The following is a 22,140-nucleotide window of genomic DNA, read 5'->3' as shown; positions in this document are numbered from 1 at the left end:
CATTCTATGTTTTCTTGTTATTGAGTTTATCATAGTCTGACACCGGTAGAAAGCGCTTTATTTACTTTTGGCGGTTTGATTTTATGAATAGTCGAATCCAGTGACCATCCTCCCAATAGTCTTGATAATTGGAGATAGGTTAGCTTTCGGACTTCGTCTTGATTGACCGGCCACTGTAGTCGGCCGGCTTCAATCCGTTTATAAAGTAATAGAAAGCCATCTCCATCCCAATATAGCGCTTTGAATCGGTCTTTGCGGGTACCACATAAAGCCTGATTGTATGGATCTAAGGCAAATTGTTACTGTACGACGGCCGCCAACCCATCAATGCCACGGCGTAAATCTGTTTTTCCACAAACAATATAAGTTTGATGAACTGCATCCATATTAATGAGCATTGTTGAACACCGCCTTTAAAACCGCATCAACAATGTAGCTGTTGGCTCTGTTGTAAATAATAACCGACTTATTTTGTCCTACACGAAGCTGAACTGCTTTGGTCGCCGTCGCCTGTGGCGCCGCCGACCTATCTTTTTGTGGCATTTCAACTTTGACAATATCCTGTTTATCCATAATAAAAATCTCACCATTTATTTGATGAGGTAATCATATCGTGTATTTAGTGACAATCATAGACGGTCAGTTATTGGGTGCTTACGATCTAAAACCTTCCCTTATCAAAAAAACGCCATCCGAAGATGACGTTTTTTTCCTACAGACGTAGGATTAATATTCTAATTAAGCTGCAAGAGCTTTCTTAGCTTCTTCAACCAATGCCTTGAAAGCATCAGCATCGTTAACAGCTAAGTCAGCCAACATCTTACGGTTCATGTCGATGTTAGCAAGCTTCAAACCATGCATTAATTGACTGTAGCTAATGTCGCTCATACGGGCAGCCGCGTTGATCCGGGCGATCCAGAGACGACGGAAGTCACTCTTACGCTTCTTACGATCGCGGAATGCGTATTCGTATGACTTCATTACTTGGTCCTTAGCAACCTTAAATTGGATATGCTTAGCACCACGATAACCTTTAGCTAATTTTAAAACGCGCTTACGACGTTTGCGTGTTACAGTTCCACCTTTTACTCGAGCCATCTTATTTCCTCCTAGATTTAACTAAAACGTGTTAATTATTTTTGTAATAACTTGTGATATGTTTTGACCATTGGCTTTTCAATTACAGCCGTACCACGTAATTGGCGACGTTGTTTCTTAGTCTTACCATGGAAACGATGACTGGTGAAAGCGTTGGCGCTCTTAATGTTACCTTTAGCGGTTACTTTGAAACGCTTAGCAGCAGCGCGGTTTGTCTTTTGTTTTGGCATAATCAATAATCCTCCTAGAAATTACTTCTCAATTTTTGGTGCTAGCACTAAGAACATGCTTCGGCCATCCATCTTAGGATAAGCTTCAACCGAGGCAAATTCTTTCGTTGCTTCGATCATTCGGTTCAAGACTTGGCGACCAATATCCTTATGAGTAATGGCACGTCCCTTAAACCGAATCGAAACACGAACCTTGTCACCTTTTGACAAGAACTTTTCAGCATGTTTCAGCTTCGTGTCAAAGTCATTGGTGTCAATGGTTGGGCTTAAGCGAACTTCCTTAATGCTAACAACCTTTTGTTTCTTACGGGCTTCCCGTTGTTTCTTTTGTTGCTCGAAACGATACTTCCCATAATCCATAATTCTGGCTACGGGTGGTTTCGCTTTCGGTGCAACTAAAACAAGATCTAAGCTCGCATCTTCTGCAATCTGCATTGCTTCTTGTCGTGACTTGACACCTAATTGTTCACCATCACTGGCAATCAAACGTACTTCGCGAGCACGGATGCCGTCATTAACCATCGAATCTTTAGCTATGGTAATTCACCTCCGTAAAATTTCGAGAAATCCACAAAAAGAGCGGGCGCATAACACGCCCGCTCACTCCCGTTAATGGGAATAAATTCATTCGTTCATCTGCCCGATAACTTGACGTTACCAAGGCGAGAAGCGGGTGCTTCTGCTTTTTTTCTCAACTCCAATACTATATCAGAATTGAAAACTGGTGTCAACTAATTATTTGCTGGCGCCACGACTATAGTTCTTAACTTCTTCCGTGATCGCCCCGATAAACATGTCGACCCCTTCGGATTCAGTGCGTTCCTCACCGTATTTACGGACAGAAACAGAACCATTTGAGACTTCTTGATCCCCGACCACAAGCAAGTATGGAATCTTCTTAGTTTGTGATTCACGAATCTTGTAGCCCATCTTTTCATTCCGATCATCGATGCTGACCCGAATACCGTTTGCAGCTAAGCGACGACGAACGGTTTCAGCATAGGCACCATGGGCACCATTGTTAACTGGGATGATTGTCACTTGCTTAGGGGCTAACCAAGTTGGGAAAGCACCCTTGTAAATTTCAGTCAAGTAAGCGACGAAACGTTCCATCGTTGAAACTAACCCACGATGAATCATCACTGGACGATGTTCTTCACCATCAGAACCAACGTACTTCAAATCGAAGCGTTCTGGTAATAAGAAGTCTAATTGGATGGTTGACAAGGTTTCTTCACCACCAAGGGCCGTCTTCGTTTGAACGTCCAATTTAGGACCGTAGAATGCAGCTTCCCCTTCAGCTTCGAAGTAATCCAAGCCCATGTCATCCATAGCGGACTTCAACATTTTTTGGCTTTGTTCCCACATTGCGTCGTCATCGAAGTACTTCGCTTTGTTAGCTGGGTCGCGGTAACTCAAACGGAACCGGTAATCAGAAATATCAAAGTCTTTATAAACTTCAACCATCAAAGCCAAGATATTCTTGAATTCAGCTTCGATTTGGTCCATGGCAACGAAAGTATGACCATCATTCAGAGTCATTTCACGGACACGTGATAACCCAGTCAAGGCACCAGATTTTTCATAACGGTGCATCATCCCAAGTTCAGCAATCCGTAATGGTAATTCACGGTATGAACGAATGTGATGGTTGTAAATTTGAATATGTGATGGGCAGTTCATTGGACGTAATTCCAATTGTTCGCCGTCACCCATGTCCATTGGTGGGAACATGTCTTCACGGTAGTGATCCCAGTGACCAGACTGCTTGTAAACATCCAAGTTAGCTAAAACTGGGGTGTAAACGTGCTGGTAACCGTTAGCAACTTCCTTGTCGATAATGTAACGTTCGATTTGACGACGGATCGTGGCACCATTTGGCATCCAGTATGGTAAGCCATTCCCAACCTTAGGATCAACGAAGAATAAATCAAGTTCATTCCCAATGACCCGGTGATCGCGTTCACGCGCTTCTTGGCGTTTCTTCAAATCTTCATCTAAGTCTTTTTGCTTTAAGAAAGCTGTCCCGTAAATCCGTTGGAGCATTGGATTACTGGACTTACCTTGCCAGTAGGCCCCGGCAACCGACAAGAGTTTGAAAATCTTAACTTTACCAGTTGAAGCTAATTGGGCACCATCTGATAAGTCAACAAAGTCGCCTTGCTTGTAAACGACCACTTGGCCATCATTTTCAGCGGCCCGGTCGTTAACCAAATCTTGTTGGTAAGGATCGTCGCCAACTAAGGTTAAAGCATCAGCCTTGGATAAGACCTCACGTTCGATTGGCAAATCTTGTTTGATGAGGGCTTTCATCTTTAGGCTGATGGCTTCAAGATCATCTTCACTAATTTGTTTGCCGTCAGCATCTGGATTGTCGGTATCGAAGAAGAAGCCATTGGCATTACCTTCACCACTCCCAAAATGAACCTTAGGAAATAGTTGTTTGACCGCATGAGCTAGAACTTGGGCAGTCGTTTGACGTAAAACTGCCATCCCTTCATCACTGTCAGCGGCGATAATTTCAATCGCACCATCAGTGGTTAAAGGTTGACGATAATCAACGACTTGATCGTTGAACTTCCCAGCAACTGACCGTTTAGCCAATGAGGGACTAATTGATTTTGCAATTTCTTCTGTGGTAACGCCAGCATCAAATTGCTTTTCGGCGCCATCAGGGAACTTTACACTAATACTTGCCATAAATTGACACACTCCTTCAAAATTTACCCATTCACCAAAACACCGCGCTGGGACGACAAAAAGTCCCTAATGCCAGACTAAACTAGCATTAGGGACGTGATTGACGTGGTTCCACCCGATTTTTCAGTACAATAAAATGCACTGACTCATTAGCGCTAATAACGGAAGCGTTCCGGCTCAATTGAGCATGTTCACAAAAGTGGTATCTCAAATAATCTGGTCTCAAGCTTCCAGAACTAGGCTTGGGTCTCTGTAATCCATGAAAATCGAGCATGTCTTTTGCATCTGTTTTTATTAAACCACTTTCGGCCTAAATGTCAATACTAATCGGTGGGATTTAAGCGGCGATTCCGACCAATCATTTCGATCTCTGTTGATAAATAACGAACTCGTTGCATGATTCGTTGCGCCTTGATAGGTTCTTCGTCACCCTTTTGTGAGATGGTTAGATAACCGTCCTGCAATTCTTGCATTGAAAAGTTAGACGAAAAACAAGTTGGTAACTCCTCTTGCATCCGAAATTCCAAAATAACGCCGAGCACATCGTCACGAATCCAAGTCGACGAGGCATCCGCCCCAATATCATCGATCATCAAAATTGGTGCGCGTTTAATCGCATCAACCTTATCACCAGAAGTATTGTTACTAATGGACCGCTTCATTTCGACCGCAAAGCTTGGAAAATGAATCAACGTCGTCTGAAATCCCTTGGCCGCCAACGCGTTGGCCATCGCACCTAACAAGTACGTCTTCCCAACGCCAAACGACCCATACAGATAGAGACCGCGATGGAACCGTTTGGGCGCCTGCGTGTAAGCATCAATAAAATCTAACGCTGACATCAGTGCCGTCGCCCGGTCACCATCTTGGTCATAGGCTTTCAAATCGGCAGTTTCAATATTTTTAGGCATACTGATTGACCGCACCCGCTGCTTCAATTCGCGTTGCGCTTGGGCTTCTTGATGTTGTAGCGTTGGTTGATAGGCAATATCGATCAGATGATTGCTCATAACCAATTCTGGCTCATAGCCTGGAACTTGGGTCGGTTCATGTCGCGCCAATTTACGCTTTTCCTGACAAAATTCGTACAGTTTGGTTGCACTGCGCTCCATCGCATCACTAGAGAGTTCCTGCTGATGAGCAGCTAAAAACTGACGAACATCCGAATCTTGAAATACCTCAGTCATGAGCGCTTGATATTGATGATTTAAATTACGCTTATTCATCAAGATTTTTAAAGTCTCAGAAATATTCTCCATATTTTAGTCTCCCTTCTCGGCATTTGAGTCCAGCTTGGCCAAACGCTCCGCCAATTGTTTGCGTTGTGCCTCAGTAATTTGATTTCCAGTTGTCTTGGTCGTCCCATTAGCTTGCTTTTGTGCCCACTTAGGGACGATTTCTTTGCGCGGTGTTCGCCCATTGCGAGCCCGTGTTGGCCGTTTAGGCGCCGACGACTTAGGCTGTTGCCGTTCACGAACGTACGCTAAGGCAGCTTCAGGCGTCATCAAATCATGTTGTTGCCAATCATTGGCAACTGTTTCTAATAAATTCTTATTTAACGCGGCTAAGTTGCGATTTTCAATCAAATAGTACACAAGCATATTGATCACGCCATTTGGAAGCACGCCTCGATTCACCAAATCGTGAATGAGCCGATTTTCGCCACTCGTGACAAAGCCATGCTTTTGCTTTTTCAATTCATCCAAGAACTCATATGGCGTCGTCTCATTCGCATAGGCCACCAACTGTTGCTCAGATGCTGACAGCTTTACCGTCGCGGCAGGCACAGACACACTCGCCGCAGTTGCCCGCGTCGCCAATTGGTCTTTAGCATCAGCGGTTGGCCGCTCATAACGACGCGCAATCAATAACTTCAATTGACCTTCATCGAACTGACCAGTCGTTAAACTGGCCACTTCACTGATCAGCTTAGCCATTTCAATCTCACTGATGCCGTAGACCCGGCTTTCCGTCATGATTAATTGCCGCGCTCCGGCGACCTGTTTCAAATCAACATAATTTTGTCTCAAAATCTGACCCAGCACCTGCCAGTCAAAAGCTTCATCCGTCAAATCCGGCATGACTGGTGGTGTGGCAGCCGAAGTTGCTTGCTCGGCACGAACCGTCTGAATTTCAGTCGGCACATGGGTCACTTTCTGACTATCAATGTGAAAGACATCTAGTAAATTAGCAGAAACATTCTGAGCCTGCTCAACATTGACTACCGGTGGCGTAAACTGGTCGGCCAATTGTTGATACCGCAACTCACCAACTGTATCTAGCAGCAACACACTTAACAGATCATCCGCAAAAAACTTCGTGGCCGACATCGGTGACTGCAACAAATAGAGATAGACTTCGCCTAAATCATCTTGTTGAAAATACGTTTTCAGTAATGCCGTTGCTTCGAGCTTTTGCCGCGCCGCGACCATCGTTGGTAGATCAACGTTTAGAATGCCAAGTAGTTCGGTATGGCTGCGCCGATTGCTTAGCTCCGTGTTGGGTGACTGCAAGCCGCGTAACGCCGCGAGCAGACTGTAGGCGACCGGCCCAATCAACGGTAAATAGAGTTCAGCCAAGACGGCCTGTTCGGCAGTGCTTAACGCCGGCGCTTGCGGCACAACTAGCCCTGTTTTAGGCGTTAAACTCAACTCATTTTTAGGCATGTTGCTCACCATTCTTCATTAATTATCTTTTTTCGTTTTCGGCGCGCGATGAGCCGACTTCGCTGGTGTTTTCGCCAGCTTGACTTTATCGCGTTCCATCATATCTTGGAGTTCATTTAAGAAGACGTGCATATCCTTAAATTGCCGATAGACACTGGCAAAGCGAATGTAGGAAATTTCATCGATATCCGCAAGTTGTTCCATGACGTATTCACCGATAACTTGACTGGAAATTTCATTTTCACCCAAGGAACGGACTTTATTTTCAACGTCATCCACGACTCCTGTCATCGTTTCCATGCTGACTGGCCGTTTTTCCGCCGAACGAATAATACCGCGTAAAATCTTCTCACGGTTAAATTCTTCGCGGGCGCCATTCTTCTTGATCACTAATAATGGTGTCGCTTCGACCCGTTCAAACGTTGTGAATCGGAACCCACAGTTCTCACATTCCCGCCGACGTCGAATGACGCGACCATCATCAGTGGGCCGACTATCAACTACTCGCGAGCCATTATGATGACAATGTGGACATTGCATAGACTTCTCACCTCATTTTTAACTAATCTTCTAAAAGACATCAGTTTTAATTAATCATTGTTTTCAGCCATTTTAACACGGCAGTTCTTGTTTTATCAACGTTTTCCCCGTTATCGATCACGACATCCGCCCGTTGGACCTTTTCAGCGAGTGGCAATTGACTCATCATCCGCGCCCGCGCATCAGCTTCAGATAAGCCGTTACGTGCCATCAATCGTGTCAATACCACGGGTTCAGGTGCTGCCACAACGATGACTTGATCACAAATATGATCCCAGCCACCTTCATATAATAAGGGCACATCTAAGACGACTGCCGCGGGACGGTTGGCACCCGCCGCAACAATGGCAGTGAACATTGCTTGCTGGATGGGCATCCGGGTGATTTTTGTCAATGCGGCTAACTTATCTGCATCGTGAAAGACCTGTTGCCCCAACCACTTGCGGTTCAAACTGCCGTCTGCCAGTAAAGTCTTCGGGCCAAAATGAGCAGCGAGCTTGGCGGTGGTCGGTTGTCCAGGCCCTTCAACTTGCCATGCAATCTTATCCGCATCGACAATTGGCAGTCCAGCTGCTGCTAACATGGCCGAAACGGTTGATTTACCGGTGGCAATCCCACCAGTTAAGCCAATAATTTGTGTCATTGGCACACCTACAACTGCTGCTCATGGGGGCAAAAGTGCGTGCCGCGTTGCGCGACTTTGATTTTTTCAATCAACGTGCCACAACGTTCGCACGGTTCGCCCTCACGACCATAAACGTGCAAGTGATTTTGAAATTGACCCGTTTCACCGAACGCATTTGAAAATGAATGCACTGTCGTCCCGTGCCCTTTAATCGCCAGCGCCATTTCATCAATGATATTTTGTCGCAATTCAGCAATTTCGTCATCGGTGAGTAAATTAGCTGGCCGCATCGGATGAATTTTACTCATCCAGAGCACTTCATCCGCGTAAATATTGCCAATCCCCGCAATCTTACTTTGATCTAATAAGAGTGGCTTGATCATCTTTTTGGACTTTTGAAAAACTGCCGTCAAATAATCAATTGTCAACTCACTCGCAATTGGTTCTGGTCCCATCGTTTTCAAGCCACCGACTGTCATTTCTTCACCAGTCGGGACTAAGGTCATCCGTCCGAATTTACGCGTATCGTTATAAAGCAAGTCACGATCATCGGTCAAATGGAACACAACGTGCGTATGTTTGGTGCGACCTGTATCTTTCGGCATCACACTGTAATTGCCTTCCATTCGAAGATGTGAGACCATCGTGAGCCCGGCACTGAATCGGAATAACAAATACTTGCCACGTCGGTCAACCGTTTCAATCGTCTGATTTTTGAGTCGCTGTTTAAAGCTGGCCAAATCGTTGTTAATAATCTTCGGCCAATAGACATCAATGCCGGCAATCGTGGCGCCCTTAACTAATCGATTCAAGCCACGCCGAACCGTTTCAACTTCTGGTAATTCAGGCATTCTCGTTCACTTCCTATTTTGCATCGTACCAAGTATCGCCAAAGTGGCTTTCCACTTTCAACGGCACTTCCAGCTTCACGGCAGAATCCATGACAGCTGGGACCAATTTTGCTAACGTTGGGATTTCTTCTTTAGGGGCTTCAAAAATCAATTCATCATGAACTTGCAACAACATGGTTGCTTTCAAACCCGCCGATTTCAGTTTGGCCTGCATATTGATCATGGCGATCTTAATAATATCAGCCGCACTCCCTTGAATTGGGGTATTCATCGCAGTTCGTTCAGCGAATGACCTTTGATTGAAACTCTTCGCATGAATGTCTGGCAAGTAGCGCCGCCGATGTGAAATCGTCTCAACATAGCCTTGTTCATGGGCTTGCGCGACCACATCAGTCATATACTGCTTTACACCAGGATATTCTTGGAAGTAAGCATCAATAAAGGCTTTGGCTTGCTTCCGTGTGATTCCGATATTTTGAGACAAGCCGTAATCACTGATTCCATACACGATCCCGAAGTTGACCGCCTTCGCTTGCCGCCGAATATTTGGGGTCACTTCTTCCGGTGACTTCAAATTAAAGATTCGCATGGCTGTCGCCGCATGAATATCGTCGCCTTCTTTGAACGCCGCTTGCAAATTCTTATCATGGGTAATGTGCGCCAGGACCCGTAATTCAATTTGCGAATAATCAGAGGAGAAGATTTGCCAACCTTCGTGGCTAGGCACAAAAGCTTGGCGAATCTTGCGGCCCTCTTCCAAACGAACCGGAATATTTTGCAAGTTAGGATCGACTGATGATAGCCGACCGGTCTGGGTCAAGGTCTGCAAATAACGCGTATGCACTTTTTGATCTGAAGAATGGATGGCATCCAGCAAGCCCACCACATAGGTCGATTGAATCTTTGAAATTTGACGATATTGTAAAATATTTGCCACGATTGGGGCTTCTGGTGCTAACTTTTCAAGCACGTCGACCGCCGTTGAATAACCGGTCTTGGTCTTTTTAATGACTGGCAACTTCATGTCTTCAAATAGGATCTTACCAAGTTGTTTTGGCGAATTGATATTGAACTCTTGACCAGCTTCATGATAAATCGTTTGTTCAATCTCACTGAGCCGTTCCTTGAACTGACTACCCATTGCTTGCAATGTCTGGCTATCGACGGTGATCCCGGCGATTTCCATCTGCGCTAAAACAATGGCCATCGGTTTTTCGATATCATCGTATAACGGCGTTTGTTCGTTTTCATCGAGCTTCTTCATTAAGTCGGCATGTAAGGCCGCAATGGCAGCCAATTTACGTGCCAAGTGACTAAAGAATAACTGATCATCATCCGGAATCGCCCGTTTCACACCTTTGCCATAGACTTCCTCATCCGTTGGCAGATCAAGATAACCATGTTGTTCTGCGAGGCTACCCAGATCGTTGCTATTATCATTCGTATCGAGTAAATATGACACGAGTAAGAGGTCAAAATCGACCGCATTTAAGGTGAGTCCTAGCCGATTAAGGCCAACAATCGTCCGTTTCATGTCAAAGACATTCTTTTGAATGGTCTCACTGGCAAGAATCTCAGCCACAGCTGGTTGTAATAACAATTCAACGTCCCGGCTGATAAACCAATGCCCCTCATGACCAATCGCAAAGCCCGCAAACGCGGAGGTATGGTAATTGGCGGTCGGCATTTCAAGATAGAATTCTACGGCTGTCTTGAATTGCACTAGTTCAGCCAAATTGGCTTTCGTTAACACCGTATAGTCAATTGGTGCCGCTGGTTCATCATTGGCTACTTTTAGTTTTTTCAAGAAAGATTGAAAGTCCATCGCTTGATAGAATTCCGCTAACTGATCAATGTTTGGCCCCTTGTATTCAAGATCCGTCACACTGACCGTAATCGGCGCATCCCGCTTGATGGTTGCCAGCACTTTAGCGCGGGTGGCTAATTCATGGTCTTCAATCAAGTGTTCCTTCATCTTGCTCTGTTTCATCGCGTCCACGTTTTCGTACACGCCTTCAATTGAGCCGTATTCTTTCAATAATTTCAGGGCAGTCTTTTCACCGACCTTAGTCACACCAGGATAATTATCAGAAGTATCGCCAGTCAACCCTTTCATATCAATGATCTGGGTTGGCGTAATGCCTAATTTTTCTTGCACATGTTCTGGCGTATAACGTTCAACTTCAGAAACCCCTTTAACGGTAACTGCCACGGTCGTCTGATCTGTGGTTAATTGGGTCAAATCACGGTCCCCGGTGACGATGGTCGTGGTATAGCCAGCGGCATCCGCTTGACCGGCCAGCGTCCCAATAATGTCATCAGCTTCGTAGTCTTTTAATTTGTAGTGTTGGATCCCATAAGCATCGAGTAATTGCTCAATGTAAGGCATCTGTTCAGAAAATTCACTAGGAGTCTTCGCGCGACCGCCTTTGTAGTTATCAAACATGGCCGTTCGAAAGGTCGTCTTCCCAGCATCAAATGCAACCAACATATCGGTCGGTTCCACAGCCTTGATCATGTGATCAAGCATCGTGTTAAAGCCGTAGACGGCATTCGTATGCAACCCATCCGCATTCACAAAGCGGTCAAGTTGATTGTGCAACGCGAAAAACGCCCGAAACGCCACGCTATTGCCATCAATCAATAATAATTTTTTAGCCATTAATTTGCGCACTCCTTCAAGTCGAGTTATTTATTTAATTGTACCAAACTATTGCAGTCAACGGGACTCAGACGATTAAAAAACAAGGGCCCGACAATTGTCAGCCCTTGTTTTTCAAAACGATTAAATTCTAATGATTAGTTCCGGCTAGAACCACCGGCAAAGATTTGGACGAAGTATAAGAACAAGTTAACGAAGTCCAAGTAAAGCGTCAAGGCACCACTGACTGCAAGTCCAGTCGAAGAAACTTGATCACCATATTGAAGATACATATCACGCATCTTGTTCGCATCCCACATTGATAATCCGGCAAAAATCAAAACACCGATAAATGAGAAAACATAACTGATCATGGTACTTTGTAAGAACAAGTTAACGACTGAAGCCACGATCAACCCAATCAAAGCGGCAAATAAATGCGTGCCTAAACGCGACATGTCCCGCTTACTAGTTGTCCCAATGACAGCCATCGTTGCAAAGACCGCACCGGCTGAAATAAAGGCACCGGTAATCACTGCCCCAGTATATAAGGCTAACATGACAGACATTTCAACCCCGAAGACAACAGCGAACAGCATCAACAAGGTGAAGCTCATCGCTGGGTTTCGGGTGGCATTCTTTTGAATCCCACCGATCATGGCAAACATGCTGATCATGAAAATAATTAACGCAATAATTGGGTGTTGACCAAAGAGTGCATTAACTTGCGCTGCAAAAACATTAATCGATAAATAAACTGAAACCGCCGAAACTAAAACGGCTAAAGTCATGTATCCGTACATTTTAGTTAAGAAACTCCGTAACCCAACTTGGGTGTTAATTGTACGTGGTTGCGGATCTTGCTGATAATTATTCATAGAATCCCTCTTTCACCTAAATTTTAACTACAACCCTTCAAATTCCGAGTTGAAGGTCGCGACTGGTGTCTCATAGCTTGCACGTCACTAGTAGTTGCCAGTGACGCCACTTAGGCTAATTTTTCAATTGACGAGTCTATCCACAATCTCAAAGACATTCCAATCAGTCACCTCAGCTTTCTTGTCATCTAGTGTATCAGATTAGTCAAAGAAGGTAAAACAGTTTGGTCATGAGAAAAATATAAGTTTTTCTTAGTTTTTGAAATCGGATTCAGAAGTTTACTTCTACAACGACAATTACCACTCGTGCACAAACTATTTTTGATCATCTTGTTGCCAGTTTTTAGCAATTTCTGTCATTGCCTCAACAGATTTGGCCTGTGCTTGGTCACTCATTAAATGGCCAAATTTATCGGCAGCTGGTGCTGACTTGGCTGGGGCAATATGGGGTTGCGTCGCTGTCTGATGCGGCTGCTTTGGTTGCGGCGTTGTAGTCGCAACTAAATCCCCCTGGACGGGCGTGACAGGTCGGCCGGGTAAGTTTGCCGTAGCATTTTGGACTGGAACTGGCTGCCCTTTAGTCATTTGATCCATGGTTTGATTCAACAACTGATCAACTAAATTATTACCAGCCGTCGTCGCGTGCCCTTTGACCCATTTGAACGCTAAATTGGTAAACTGACTTAAAGCGGTATCGATGAGCCGCCAGAGTTCACTATTGGCAAGTGGCTGATTGCCAGCACGCCGCCAACCGCGCCGCTTCCAACCGTGTAACCAGCCCTTTTGAATCGCATCTAAGACATACTTGGAATCCATGATAACTAAAATATTGGACGTGGCCTGCTTAGCGGTTAACAAATAGCTTAAGGCTTGCAATAACGCCATGATCTCCATCCGGTTATTAGTAGCGCCCCATTCACCAGAAGTCCCGGTAATCGTCCGACCACCCATGGTGATTTGGAAGGCCCAAGCCGACTTATCCGTTGGCTTCACTTGGCCGCCTTGAACATTACCGGTATTACGGTTCCCGCCATCAGTATACACAATGATATCCGCCGCCGGCATGGCCGCTGAAGTTGACGTCTTTGACGACGACCTTTTAGGGGCTGATTTTGGGGTTGATTGCCCAGTTAAATAGGCGTCTGCTTCACTGCGGCTAGTAAAACTTTTATATTGAGCCCCCGAAAAATGATTGATTTGCGCCTGACATTCTGCCCAAGTCAGATAGATTCCTGGTTTACGGCCGACCCTGACGGCATAAAATTTACTTTTTGGCATCCTAATCCCTCACTTTTGTCGAAAAAAGCATTTAGACGGTGATCATCTAAATGCTTTTTCAAATTCAATTACTTTGTCTTTAAATCAGTATAAATCTTTTCGTATTTTTGAATGTCGCCGGCACCCATAAAGACGACAACCGCATCATGATAAGCCGTCAAAGCTGACATATCATCCGTGGTGATGATTTCACCGCCATTTGACAATTTGTTTGCCAAATCTTGTGAAGAAACATCGCCGCTCTTTTCACGCGCTGAACTAAAGATATTCGTTAAGAAGACATGATCCGCCTTACTTAAACTCGTGGCAAAGCCGTCCATTAACGCCTTAGTCCGTGAGTACGTATGTGGTTGGAAAACGGCCAAAATTTCCTTATCTGGGTACTTTTGGCGAGCGGCGTCCAAAGTTGCTTTGATTTCAGATGGATGATGCGCATAGTCATCAATCATGGTCATGTCGCCAACCTTGGATTCAGAGAAGCGCCGTTTAACGCCACTGAAGTTCAATAATTCACGCCGAATTTCGTCCAAATCGACCTTTTCAAAGTAGGAAACGGCAATCACAGCCGTACTGTTTAAGACGTTATGTTCACCAAACAATGGAATTTCGAATTCACCTAATGACTTGTTTTTATAAGTCACTTCAAACGAAGACCCTTTAGTCGTCCGTTTGATATTGATGGCTTGGAAATCATCGCGATCCTTTGTCCCATAATAATAGATTGGTGTCTTGATGTCTAAATGACGTAAGCTTTCATCGTCACCCCAGGCAAAAATCCCCTTCTTAACTTGGCTCCCAAATTGTTCAAAAGCCGACTTCACATCCGCTAAGTCTTTGTAATAATCAGGGTGATCAAAATCAACGTTAGTCATGATGGCATAGTCTGGATGATAGGCCACAAAGTGACGCCGGTATTCATCCGCTTCAAAGACGAAGAAACGTGCATCTGGCGTGCCTTTACCAGTCCCATCACCGATTAAATAACTCGTAGGTGCGATATTACTTAACACGTGTGAGAGCAAGCCAGTCGTTGACGTCTTCCCATGAGTCCCAGCCACACCAATACTCGTGTAGCCTTCCATGAGTTTACCTAAGAATTCATGGTAACGATAAACTGGTAAGCCCATTGCGCGCGCCTTTTTAATCTCAGGATGTTCATCCGTGAAGGAATTCCCAGCAATGACCGTCAAACCGGCATGAATATTGTCTTCAGAGAATGGCAACATCTTAATTCCAGCAGCTGCCAAACCTTTTTGTGTAAAGGTATATTGTTCAATATCTGAGCCTTCAACTTGGAAGCCTTTATCGTGCAAAATCAAAGCTAATGAGCTCATGCCTGAGCCTTTGATCCCAACAAAATAATAAACCGTCTCTTTATCCATGATTCTAATAATCTCCCATGTTTAGGATTCATCAACTAAGCGGTGAATCGTTAATTTTTAATTATGAATTAGCTTGTAATTTAGTTAAATCTTCCGCCGTGAAATAAACATCACGGGGTTTGGAACCTTTGGCCGGTGACACGTAGTTGCGATTCTCTAAATCGTCAATGATGTTCGCTGCTCGATTGTAGCCGACGGAAAAGGTCCGTTGTAACTTCGAAGTTGAAACGGTCTCCTCATTCGCCAAATAGGCCAACACTTCCGGCATCAACTCATCTTGACTCTTAGCCGCTTCTTCGTGTTTCATCAAGCTGTCCGGCTGAAACTCATAATGTGGCGCGGCTTGTTCCCGCACGAATTGCGCAATATCATCGATTTCGCTCTCAACGTAGGTCCCTTGCAACCGAATCGGCGTACTTTGGCCATTGCCGAGGTACAACATGTCCCCGCGACCAAGTAACCGTTCCGCGCCGCTCGTATCTAAGATCGTTCGTGAATCGATTTGACTCGCGACCATGAAAGCAATTCGCGTTGGAATGTTATTTTTGATCAAACCAGTGACAACATCGACACTCGGCCGCTGCGTGGCAACCAACAAGTGAATGCCGGCAGCCCGCGCCTTTTGCGTAATCCGTGCGATATAGTCTTGAACTTCACTTGAGGCAACCATCATCAAATCAGCCAATTCATCGATCACAATCACGATATATGGCATCTTCAAGCCGTCCTCGTGATGTTCAACTGCCATCTCATTGAATTGTTCAATATTTCGAGCGCCACCCGCAGCCAATTTCTCATAGCGATTGTCCATTTCATCAACGACCCATTTTAGGGCAGCTGAAGCGGCTTTCGGCTCGGAAATGACTGGCGCCAACAAATGCGGTACTTTGTCATACGGCGCGAGTTCGACCGCCTTAGGATCAATCAATAAGAGTTTAACTTCTTGCGGATTGGCCTTATAGAGCAATGACACTAAGATACTGTTGATGAAAACTGACTTACCAGAACCAGTGGCCCCAGCAATCAGACCATGCGGCATCTTCCGCAAATCAGTGACTTGTGGTTGGCCGAACAAGTCGACCCCCAATGCCACCGTCAATGGTGATTTACTCTCTTTAAATTTCTTTGAATTCAAGACTTCGGATAACATGACCGGTCGAGATTTCTTATTTGGAATTTCAATACCGACTGTGTTGCGACCAGGAATCGGCGCTTCAATCCGAATATCTTTCGCCGCCAATGCCAGCTTCAAATCATCATTTAAGTTCGTGATTTTGCTGACTTTGACGCCGCGAGCTAACTTCACTTGGAACTGGGTCACCGTCGGACCAACCGTCCAGTCAACCACATTCGCATCCACACCAAACGCATCCAAGGATTCGTCCAGTGCACTCGCTTTACTTTCAATCCAATCATCCATTTCGGATTCATCTGGCACGACTGGGGCTTTAAGCAAGTCTAACGGTGGAAAATGATAAGCTGCTAATTCTTTATCAGCTAAAACAGGCGCAGCCGACGTCCCAGAATGAACAGCCGAAACTGGTTCAGCATCCTGACTGGTGGCACTCGTTGGCGCTGCTTGACTAACTGGTCGTGGTACAGCCGACATTGACGTCTGTGACCGTGGGCGACTGCCAACCGGCTGATACAGTTCATCGTCATCATTGGCCGCGATTGCAGCAGTTTTCGTTGGCGCTGATTCAGGCTTATCTTTGAATAAGGCCAAATCAGCTTGGGCGTTATGTTCTTCTGTCATAATCGCATCTAGCGAAAGTCCGAGCCCGCGACTCGCTTTGGGCTGTTCAGATTCTGCTGATATTTCAGCTTCACTGGTTACAGCAACTGAATCAGCCTCAGAAGTCGATGCTAAACTAGCCAATTCAACAGCAGCAGAAGTTGCCGCAGCCGAGTCATCAGTCACACTGGCCTGTCTTTCGACTTCAACCGCAGACGACGGCTCAACACTTGTCACACTGTCGTCAACTTCAGGCGCACTACTTGCCACACTAGCCACTTCAGATGGTGCTGCTGACACAGTCGTTGCAGAATCAGCGCTGGTTGGCGCCGACGATGGCGTAAAGACTTCAGTCGGTGCTGTACTAGTCACCGATTGGGGCGCCGGAGCCGCACTAATTGGCGCCGTTGGTTGAAAGACTTCGGTCGGTGCTTGGCTGTCATCGGGCTCTGGCACAAAGCGCTCAGTTGGGGCCGGCGCAGTTAAATTGACCACCTCGTCAACATCATCGGTCGCAGTCGTAAATAAGAAATAGCTCTCAACTGGTTTATGCAAGGTCGCTTCAATTTCCAAATAGTTCGTTTGATCAGGTGGAAACGTGACGCCAACCGCCGCATTAGAGCGTGTTAGTTGGGCTGGAATCCGGGTGGGATGAAACTCGCCATGGGTTCCGCCATTAAACGGTTCATTTGAGGCTGGCGCACTCACCGTTGACTGTGGCCGCGCAACGGCCGAATAAGCAGCGACTGAACTGGGCGCCGCTGACACGGCGGCTGAAGCCGGCTGTGACGCTGCACTGGTTGATTGACTGGCCGCGGCCGAAGTCGGTTCTTTAGTTATAAAATCTCGATATTTCCGGTAAAATGCCGGGCCATCATAATGGTTCATTTTCAATCATCCTATTTTTAATGTTCAGCTTAAGCCGTAAATAATGTTTGCGCACGATCAAAGTCAAAGGGTTCGCCAACTTTTTGATAGTCCGCCGGTAAAATCAAGGCACCGGGATGTTGGGGCGCATTTGGCAACTTTAATTCACGTCCGGAAACGATCATGCCGTCACTTTCAACCCCACGAAGTTCACCTGGCCAAATAATCAAACCATCCGGCATCATGGCACCAATTTTAGCCACCACGACTAAAATGTCGGCTTGCATGTTTGGTGACCCGCTGACGATTTGTAGCGTTTCGCCCTCCCCTACTTCAGTCTTGGTCACTAATAAATGATCAGACTTGGGATGGGCTTCAGCACTTTCAACGTAGCCAACAACAAATTTGTCAGCTGTATCTAATTCTAGATCAGGTTCAAAATCAGTTGCTTTTAATAAATTATTTAATTGATCAACTTGGTCAGCTGTCAAGTGAACTTGACCATTGACAGTTAACTTTCCGAGGGTCTTTGAAACTTCAAAAAAGTTGTAACCGAGCGTTTCGCCGGTTGCGGTGTCACTAATCCGGGTGACATTTTGATGTGTTTCGATTTTTTGATCAGCTGTATCTGGTCGTAAAATAGCGATCAATGTATCGCCTAATTCGGTTGGATTATAACTTGTAATTAACATTTGAAACCCCTTTACTCTCATTCTAAGCGTTCAATTAAACATTATAGCCTATTTTAGTGGATTCTTACTGATTAATTATGACTTTTATTTGTAAAATTAAGGGCTACTACAATAGAATAACATAACTCGTCCAACCGTTGATGTATCACGGTTATAAAAATCATCGTACGTACTATCTACAGATATTTGCACCCAAATCTATAAGTATTTTTGGTTAGAGAGGAGTTGATAAACATTATTTAACCTTACACAGATTATTTCTAACGAATAGAAAGTAATTTTCTTTATCGTGTACTTTATGAATAGTTTTCCTTTCAACCCGTAATCTAGAAACATCTCTACAATCACTAATTGCCTAATTATAATATTTAAGAACCAATCAAATATGCTTGTTGACCATCTTATACGAGAACTGTACAATTAAAAAATGCTTTTTACTAATTTCAAATAATAACAATTGAAAAATAGTCTATTAAATCTCCAAAATAACGATACAAAAAACGTATTCGATTTTTATCGACCAAAAACTTAAGTCGTAAAAAGATGAAATTATTTTTGGAGGAAATATCATGACAAAGCGTACATATCTACATAGGGTGACAAACATATTGTTTGTACTATTTTTTACGGTAGCATTATTGGCCGGGTGCTCACAAAAGAACCATTCTGAGACAAAATATTATGATAAGGATTTTATATCGTCCCTGGAAAAAGGACTCCAGAGCCGCTGGGATATCAATAAAGCTTCAAGCTCCAAACCTTTAAAATCTAAAGAAGCATTAACAAAATCTGTGAACGCAGAGTTTAATACCGTTAAACCATATAAGAATAAAAGGTTTAAAGATGACAAACTCCACGAACAAGTTATTACATATCTCAATGCACTGGAAGATCAAAAAAAAGCACTTGAACACTTTGAGAAATCAAAATACATCACCGAATGGAACAAAGCATATAATACTAGAACAGAAATGCTTTTGAAAATCAACTCAAAGTACAAACTAACCGTTGCTTCCAAGTATCAACCAGATTTAGACAAGCTTATTCGTAACGGAGATGCCGTTGTAAATAAGAACAATAAAAGAGATGCCGTGAATATCCTAATTAAAGCTTTCAAGTTTGAAAAATCACATGATAATGGCTATATTGGAAAATACACTGCAATAGTTAAAAATACATCCGGTTATGCATTCAAAACATTTAATGCAAAAGTTAAGCTGATAGACTCCAATAAAACAGTTGTACAAACACGACACATAAGTGCAGATGCATGGGACAAGGATCAAACGAACCAATTTGAATTCACCACTGACAAAGAATTTAGCACCTATGAAATCGTCTCTGATTTTATAGAATAATTTTGAAAATAATTATATGTCTACCGATATGAGCATTCCACCTATATGTGCAACACAAACTATTCATTTTAATTTTTTCATTCGGTAATTTTTAACTTATAAACTATGAAATATTGTTAGTATCAAATTAATTAACACCGAACGGATGTATAATCCAATATATCCATCTGCATAAAGATAAAAGCGTAATCGAAATGATACAAAATTTCTTAATTTTAAAATTTTTTCAAACTATCCTTTCGACCAATGATACTAAAAAATGGCTCTATGTTCTCGACTTTTATTTGTATTATCGTCAATCATTGGTATACTAATTTTGAACAAAAAAATCCCACATTCAGTTGGTCGAAAGGAGCACGCAACATGAATAAACAATTACAATACGGCGGCTTGTTAGCTGTTGGGATGGCCGGTCTCGCTGGTGGATTCTCCGTTGGCGGGCTATTGAAGCGGTTGCGCCGACCAACCCCCAATCAGATCTTAAACCAAGTCAAACGGGCTTTCTTAAAGGAAGCACCCATTGAAGGCTCTTGGATTGAAATGAAAAAAGCCCCACTACAAAAGTTCGCCTTACGAACCGATGTCTATTATGGCGGTATTACCCGTTATGAAGACGGCCAACTCGTTCAATACGAATTTTTAGCAGATGCGAATACCGGTAGTATTTTAGATATTTATCGACTCTAATCAAAAAATGTTCACCCGTAATTGTGGTGAACATTTTTTATTGTGCTTAGCTATTAAAATAGTGATTCAATTTTCAAATTTGGCTAGTATTTCAGCCGCTAATTGAATCGCTGGTATCACAGCACCAGCTCCCCATTTGCGCGGGTCATGTCGTGTCAAATCAGCTAAAGAATCCGCGGTATAAAGTAGCTGACCAAACTCAATCTGCCGAAATTCCGCGCACGCTGCCAAAGCAGCACACTCCATTTCAACCACCTCGCAACCAGCCAATTTCACACTAGCAATTTTGGACTGTGTTTCACGGAAAATGGCATCAGTTGTCCAAGTTTTCACTTTGCTGACTGGCACGTGCCGCCGTTGTAACCCCTTTTGAATCGCTGCGACCATCGTTGGTGCAACGGAAACCCACTCACTCGCAGGCAGATAATGAAAAGAAGTTCCTTCATCACGTAACGCTGCCGTTGGAATTAAAAATGCATTTTCCGGCAAAACAGTCAAGACGCCACAACTGCCAACACTTAGAACTTTCCGAACACCAAACGCAATTAAAGACTCCAGAGTCATGACTGCGCCGGGTGCGCCAAGTGGTGCTTGCGCGATCACCATCTCTTCACCCTGCACTCGAACTTGATAAACCCGAGCAGCCTTTGTGATTGTGTCAAAGTGTGCAATCTCAACGCCATGATAGTACGTCACAATTTGTTGAAAATGGTCATCATCCGTCAATAACAACAGCGCTTTTCCGGGTAGTTGAAAATCGCCTTCAGAACTTGGGTCTAGCACCGCTTCAGAATCTTTATCAAAAGTCATTAAAGTTAACTCGTCCTGCATATGCTCATCTCCAAATTGCATGCTACCAGGCATAAGCTTCCGGCGCTGAACCACCAGGACCAGGGAAAATATCATCTAGTTTCGCTAAGGTTTCGGGCGATAACTCAATCTCGACCGCATGCACGGCATCTTCCAATTGTGCCACACTACTTGGCCCGATAATCGGCGCCGTGATTGCTGGATTTTGTAACAGCCAAGCTAAAGCGACGTTGGAAGCTGATTCTCCCAGTGACTGGCACAATGCTTCATAAGCTTCAAATTGTTGTCGCTGTGCTGGTGAAAGTTTGGCGGCTTTTTCCGCCCGTCGTCCAGTTTTGACTGTCAACGCGTGATCGGCCAGCAAGCCGCTCGCCAGTGGGCTCCAAACAATGACTCCCATACCTAAATCACGCGCGGTTGGTAGTAATTCTAGTTCCGGCAAGCGTTGCGTCAAGTTATATAAATGCTGTTCGCTCACTAAGCCTAAAAAGTGCCGTTTTTCAGCGGCCACGGCCGCAAAGGCTAAGTGGCGCGCGCCAAAATTGCTCGACCCCGCATAATAAACTTTACCTTGCGCCATGACATTTTCATACGCTTGAAACAGCTCATCCCAGTTAGCGGTATGATCAATATGATGCATCTGATATAACTCAATATGATCCGTTTGCAACCGTGCCAAGGATGCGTCCAAACTTCGATACAGTTTATAAGCCGACACTCCGGGCGCATCGTTGGGACCGTCCAGTTCATTTTCCATATCGTTATAAAATTTAGTTGCTAAGATTACTTTTTCACGCCGGTGATTACCTTGTGCGAACCAACGACCCACGATTTCTTCCGTCCGACCATGATGCCCAGAGCCACCATACTCGTTCGCCGTATCAAAAAAATTGATGCCTAGTTCCAAAGCCCGGTCCATAATGGCATCCGCAGTCGCTTCATCCGTCCGAGTGCCAAAATTCATCGTCCCGAGCACTAACCGGCTCACACGCATCCCAGTTTTTCCTAATTGTGTATACTTCATCTGTTAAAAGCCTCTTCTTATTTCATTGATACTAATACCTTATCACAGTAGCAATGAAAGCGTTACCCATTTTTGTGG

General features: G+C 44.4%; 20 protein-coding genes, 1 pseudogene and 1 other annotated feature. Of the genes and pseudogenes, 2 read left to right on the top strand and 19 right to left on the bottom strand.

Annotated features, from left to right (window positions below; all coding sequences use genetic code 11):
- Positions 1-29: 29 nt before the first annotated feature.
- The 17 genes and pseudogenes from tnpB to ytpR all read right to left on the bottom strand — a co-directional run.
- Positions 30-272, bottom strand: a pseudogene (gene tnpB, locus FFM70_RS02100) (IS66 family insertion sequence element accessory protein TnpB); the annotation flags it as partial.
- Between the two features lie 115 nt (positions 273-387).
- On the bottom strand, positions 388-573 hold the full coding sequence (locus FFM70_RS02095) for a hypothetical protein (protein ID WP_171002277.1): 186 nt from the start codon (positions 571-573) through the stop codon (positions 388-390).
- A 165-nt stretch (positions 574-738) separates the two neighbouring features.
- Positions 739-1,098 (bottom strand): 50S ribosomal protein L20, encoded by a 360-nt coding sequence (gene rplT, locus FFM70_RS02090; protein ID WP_137607420.1) that lies wholly within the window; start codon positions 1,096-1,098, stop codon positions 739-741.
- A gap of 35 nt (positions 1,099-1,133) precedes the next feature.
- Positions 1,134-1,328 carry a 50S ribosomal protein L35 gene (gene rpmI / locus FFM70_RS02085; RefSeq protein WP_024623797.1) on the bottom strand — a complete coding sequence of 65 codons (195 nt, stop codon included), beginning with the start codon at positions 1,326-1,328 and terminating at the stop codon, positions 1,134-1,136.
- A gap of 21 nt (positions 1,329-1,349) precedes the next feature.
- Positions 1,350-1,850, bottom strand: coding sequence for a translation initiation factor IF-3 (gene infC, locus FFM70_RS02080; RefSeq protein WP_171002276.1), 501 nt, complete (start codon positions 1,848-1,850; stop codon positions 1,350-1,352).
- Positions 1,851-1,893: 43 nt separating this feature from the next.
- Positions 1,894-2,019 (bottom strand) — a sequence feature (ribosomal protein L20 leader region).
- A 44-nt stretch (positions 2,020-2,063) separates the two neighbouring features.
- Positions 2,064-4,028, bottom strand: a complete 1,965-nt coding sequence (gene thrS / locus FFM70_RS02075; RefSeq protein ID WP_137615198.1) for a threonine--tRNA ligase — start codon at positions 4,026-4,028, stop codon at positions 2,064-2,066.
- 323 nt (positions 4,029-4,351) lie between these two features.
- Positions 4,352-5,287: a primosomal protein DnaI gene (dnaI, locus tag FFM70_RS02070; RefSeq protein ID WP_137615197.1), complete on the bottom strand. Its 936-nt coding sequence runs from the start codon at positions 5,285-5,287 to the stop codon at positions 4,352-4,354.
- Between the two features lie 3 nt (positions 5,288-5,290).
- On the bottom strand, positions 5,291-6,694 hold the full coding sequence (locus FFM70_RS02065) for a replication initiation and membrane attachment family protein (RefSeq protein ID WP_137615196.1): 1,404 nt from the start codon (positions 6,692-6,694) through the stop codon (positions 5,291-5,293).
- Positions 6,695-6,712: 18 nt separating this feature from the next.
- Entirely contained in the window at positions 6,713-7,234 is a 522-nt protein-coding gene (gene nrdR / locus FFM70_RS02060; RefSeq protein WP_137615195.1) for a transcriptional regulator NrdR, read from the bottom strand.
- A gap of 46 nt (positions 7,235-7,280) precedes the next feature.
- On the bottom strand, positions 7,281-7,877 hold the full coding sequence (gene coaE / locus FFM70_RS02055) for a dephospho-CoA kinase (RefSeq protein WP_137615194.1): 597 nt from the start codon (positions 7,875-7,877) through the stop codon (positions 7,281-7,283).
- 8 nt (positions 7,878-7,885) lie between these two features.
- A complete protein-coding gene (mutM, locus tag FFM70_RS02050; RefSeq protein WP_137615193.1) occupies positions 7,886-8,710 on the bottom strand; it encodes a bifunctional DNA-formamidopyrimidine glycosylase/DNA-(apurinic or apyrimidinic site) lyase in 825 nt (274 codons plus the stop codon).
- Between the two features lie 13 nt (positions 8,711-8,723).
- On the bottom strand, positions 8,724-11,372 hold the full coding sequence (gene polA / locus FFM70_RS02045; protein WP_137615192.1) for a DNA polymerase I: 2,649 nt from the start codon (positions 11,370-11,372) through the stop codon (positions 8,724-8,726).
- A 137-nt stretch (positions 11,373-11,509) separates the two neighbouring features.
- Positions 11,510-12,229 (bottom strand): Bax inhibitor-1/YccA family protein, encoded by a 720-nt coding sequence (locus tag FFM70_RS02040; RefSeq protein ID WP_137615191.1) that lies wholly within the window; start codon positions 12,227-12,229, stop codon positions 11,510-11,512.
- Between the two features lie 315 nt (positions 12,230-12,544).
- Entirely contained in the window at positions 12,545-13,507 is a 963-nt protein-coding gene (locus tag FFM70_RS02035) for a ribonuclease H family protein (RefSeq protein WP_137615190.1), read from the bottom strand.
- 68 nt (positions 13,508-13,575) lie between these two features.
- Positions 13,576-14,889: a UDP-N-acetylmuramate--L-alanine ligase gene (murC, locus tag FFM70_RS02030; protein WP_137615189.1), complete on the bottom strand. Its 1,314-nt coding sequence runs from the start codon at positions 14,887-14,889 to the stop codon at positions 13,576-13,578.
- A 61-nt stretch (positions 14,890-14,950) separates the two neighbouring features.
- Positions 14,951-17,512, bottom strand: a complete 2,562-nt coding sequence (locus FFM70_RS02025; RefSeq protein ID WP_137615188.1) for a DNA translocase FtsK — start codon at positions 17,510-17,512, stop codon at positions 14,951-14,953.
- Between the two features lie 29 nt (positions 17,513-17,541).
- Positions 17,542-18,183: a YtpR family tRNA-binding protein gene (ytpR, locus tag FFM70_RS02020; RefSeq protein ID WP_137615187.1), complete on the bottom strand. Its 642-nt coding sequence runs from the start codon at positions 18,181-18,183 to the stop codon at positions 17,542-17,544.
- A 569-nt stretch (positions 18,184-18,752) separates the two neighbouring features.
- On the opposite strand from ytpR, the gene FFM70_RS02015 reads away from it, so the two are divergent.
- Positions 18,753-19,541 (top strand): hypothetical protein, encoded by a 789-nt coding sequence (locus FFM70_RS02015; protein ID WP_137615186.1) that lies wholly within the window; start codon positions 18,753-18,755, stop codon positions 19,539-19,541.
- A gap of 363 nt (positions 19,542-19,904) precedes the next feature.
- Entirely contained in the window at positions 19,905-20,228 is a 324-nt protein-coding gene (locus FFM70_RS02010; protein ID WP_137607406.1) for a PepSY domain-containing protein, read from the top strand.
- Positions 20,229-20,294: 66 nt separating this feature from the next.
- On the opposite strand, the gene FFM70_RS02005 is transcribed toward FFM70_RS02010, so the two are convergent.
- Together FFM70_RS02005 and FFM70_RS02000 are read right to left on the bottom strand one after the other, a co-directional pair.
- The gene (locus FFM70_RS02005; protein ID WP_223877416.1) at positions 20,295-21,038 is read right to left on the bottom strand and encodes a nucleoside phosphorylase; all 744 of its coding nucleotides are present in this window, start codon (positions 21,036-21,038) and stop codon (positions 20,295-20,297) included.
- A gap of 43 nt (positions 21,039-21,081) precedes the next feature.
- Positions 21,082-22,062, bottom strand: coding sequence for an aldo/keto reductase (locus FFM70_RS02000; protein WP_137615184.1), 981 nt, complete (start codon positions 22,060-22,062; stop codon positions 21,082-21,084).
- Positions 22,063-22,140 lie beyond the last annotated feature (78 nt).

The organism is Lactiplantibacillus nangangensis (assembly GCF_005405065.1).
GTDB classification, from domain to species: Bacteria; Bacillota; Bacilli; order Lactobacillales; family Lactobacillaceae; genus Lactiplantibacillus; species Lactiplantibacillus nangangensis.
This window is presented reverse-complemented; position numbering and strand designations above follow the sequence as displayed.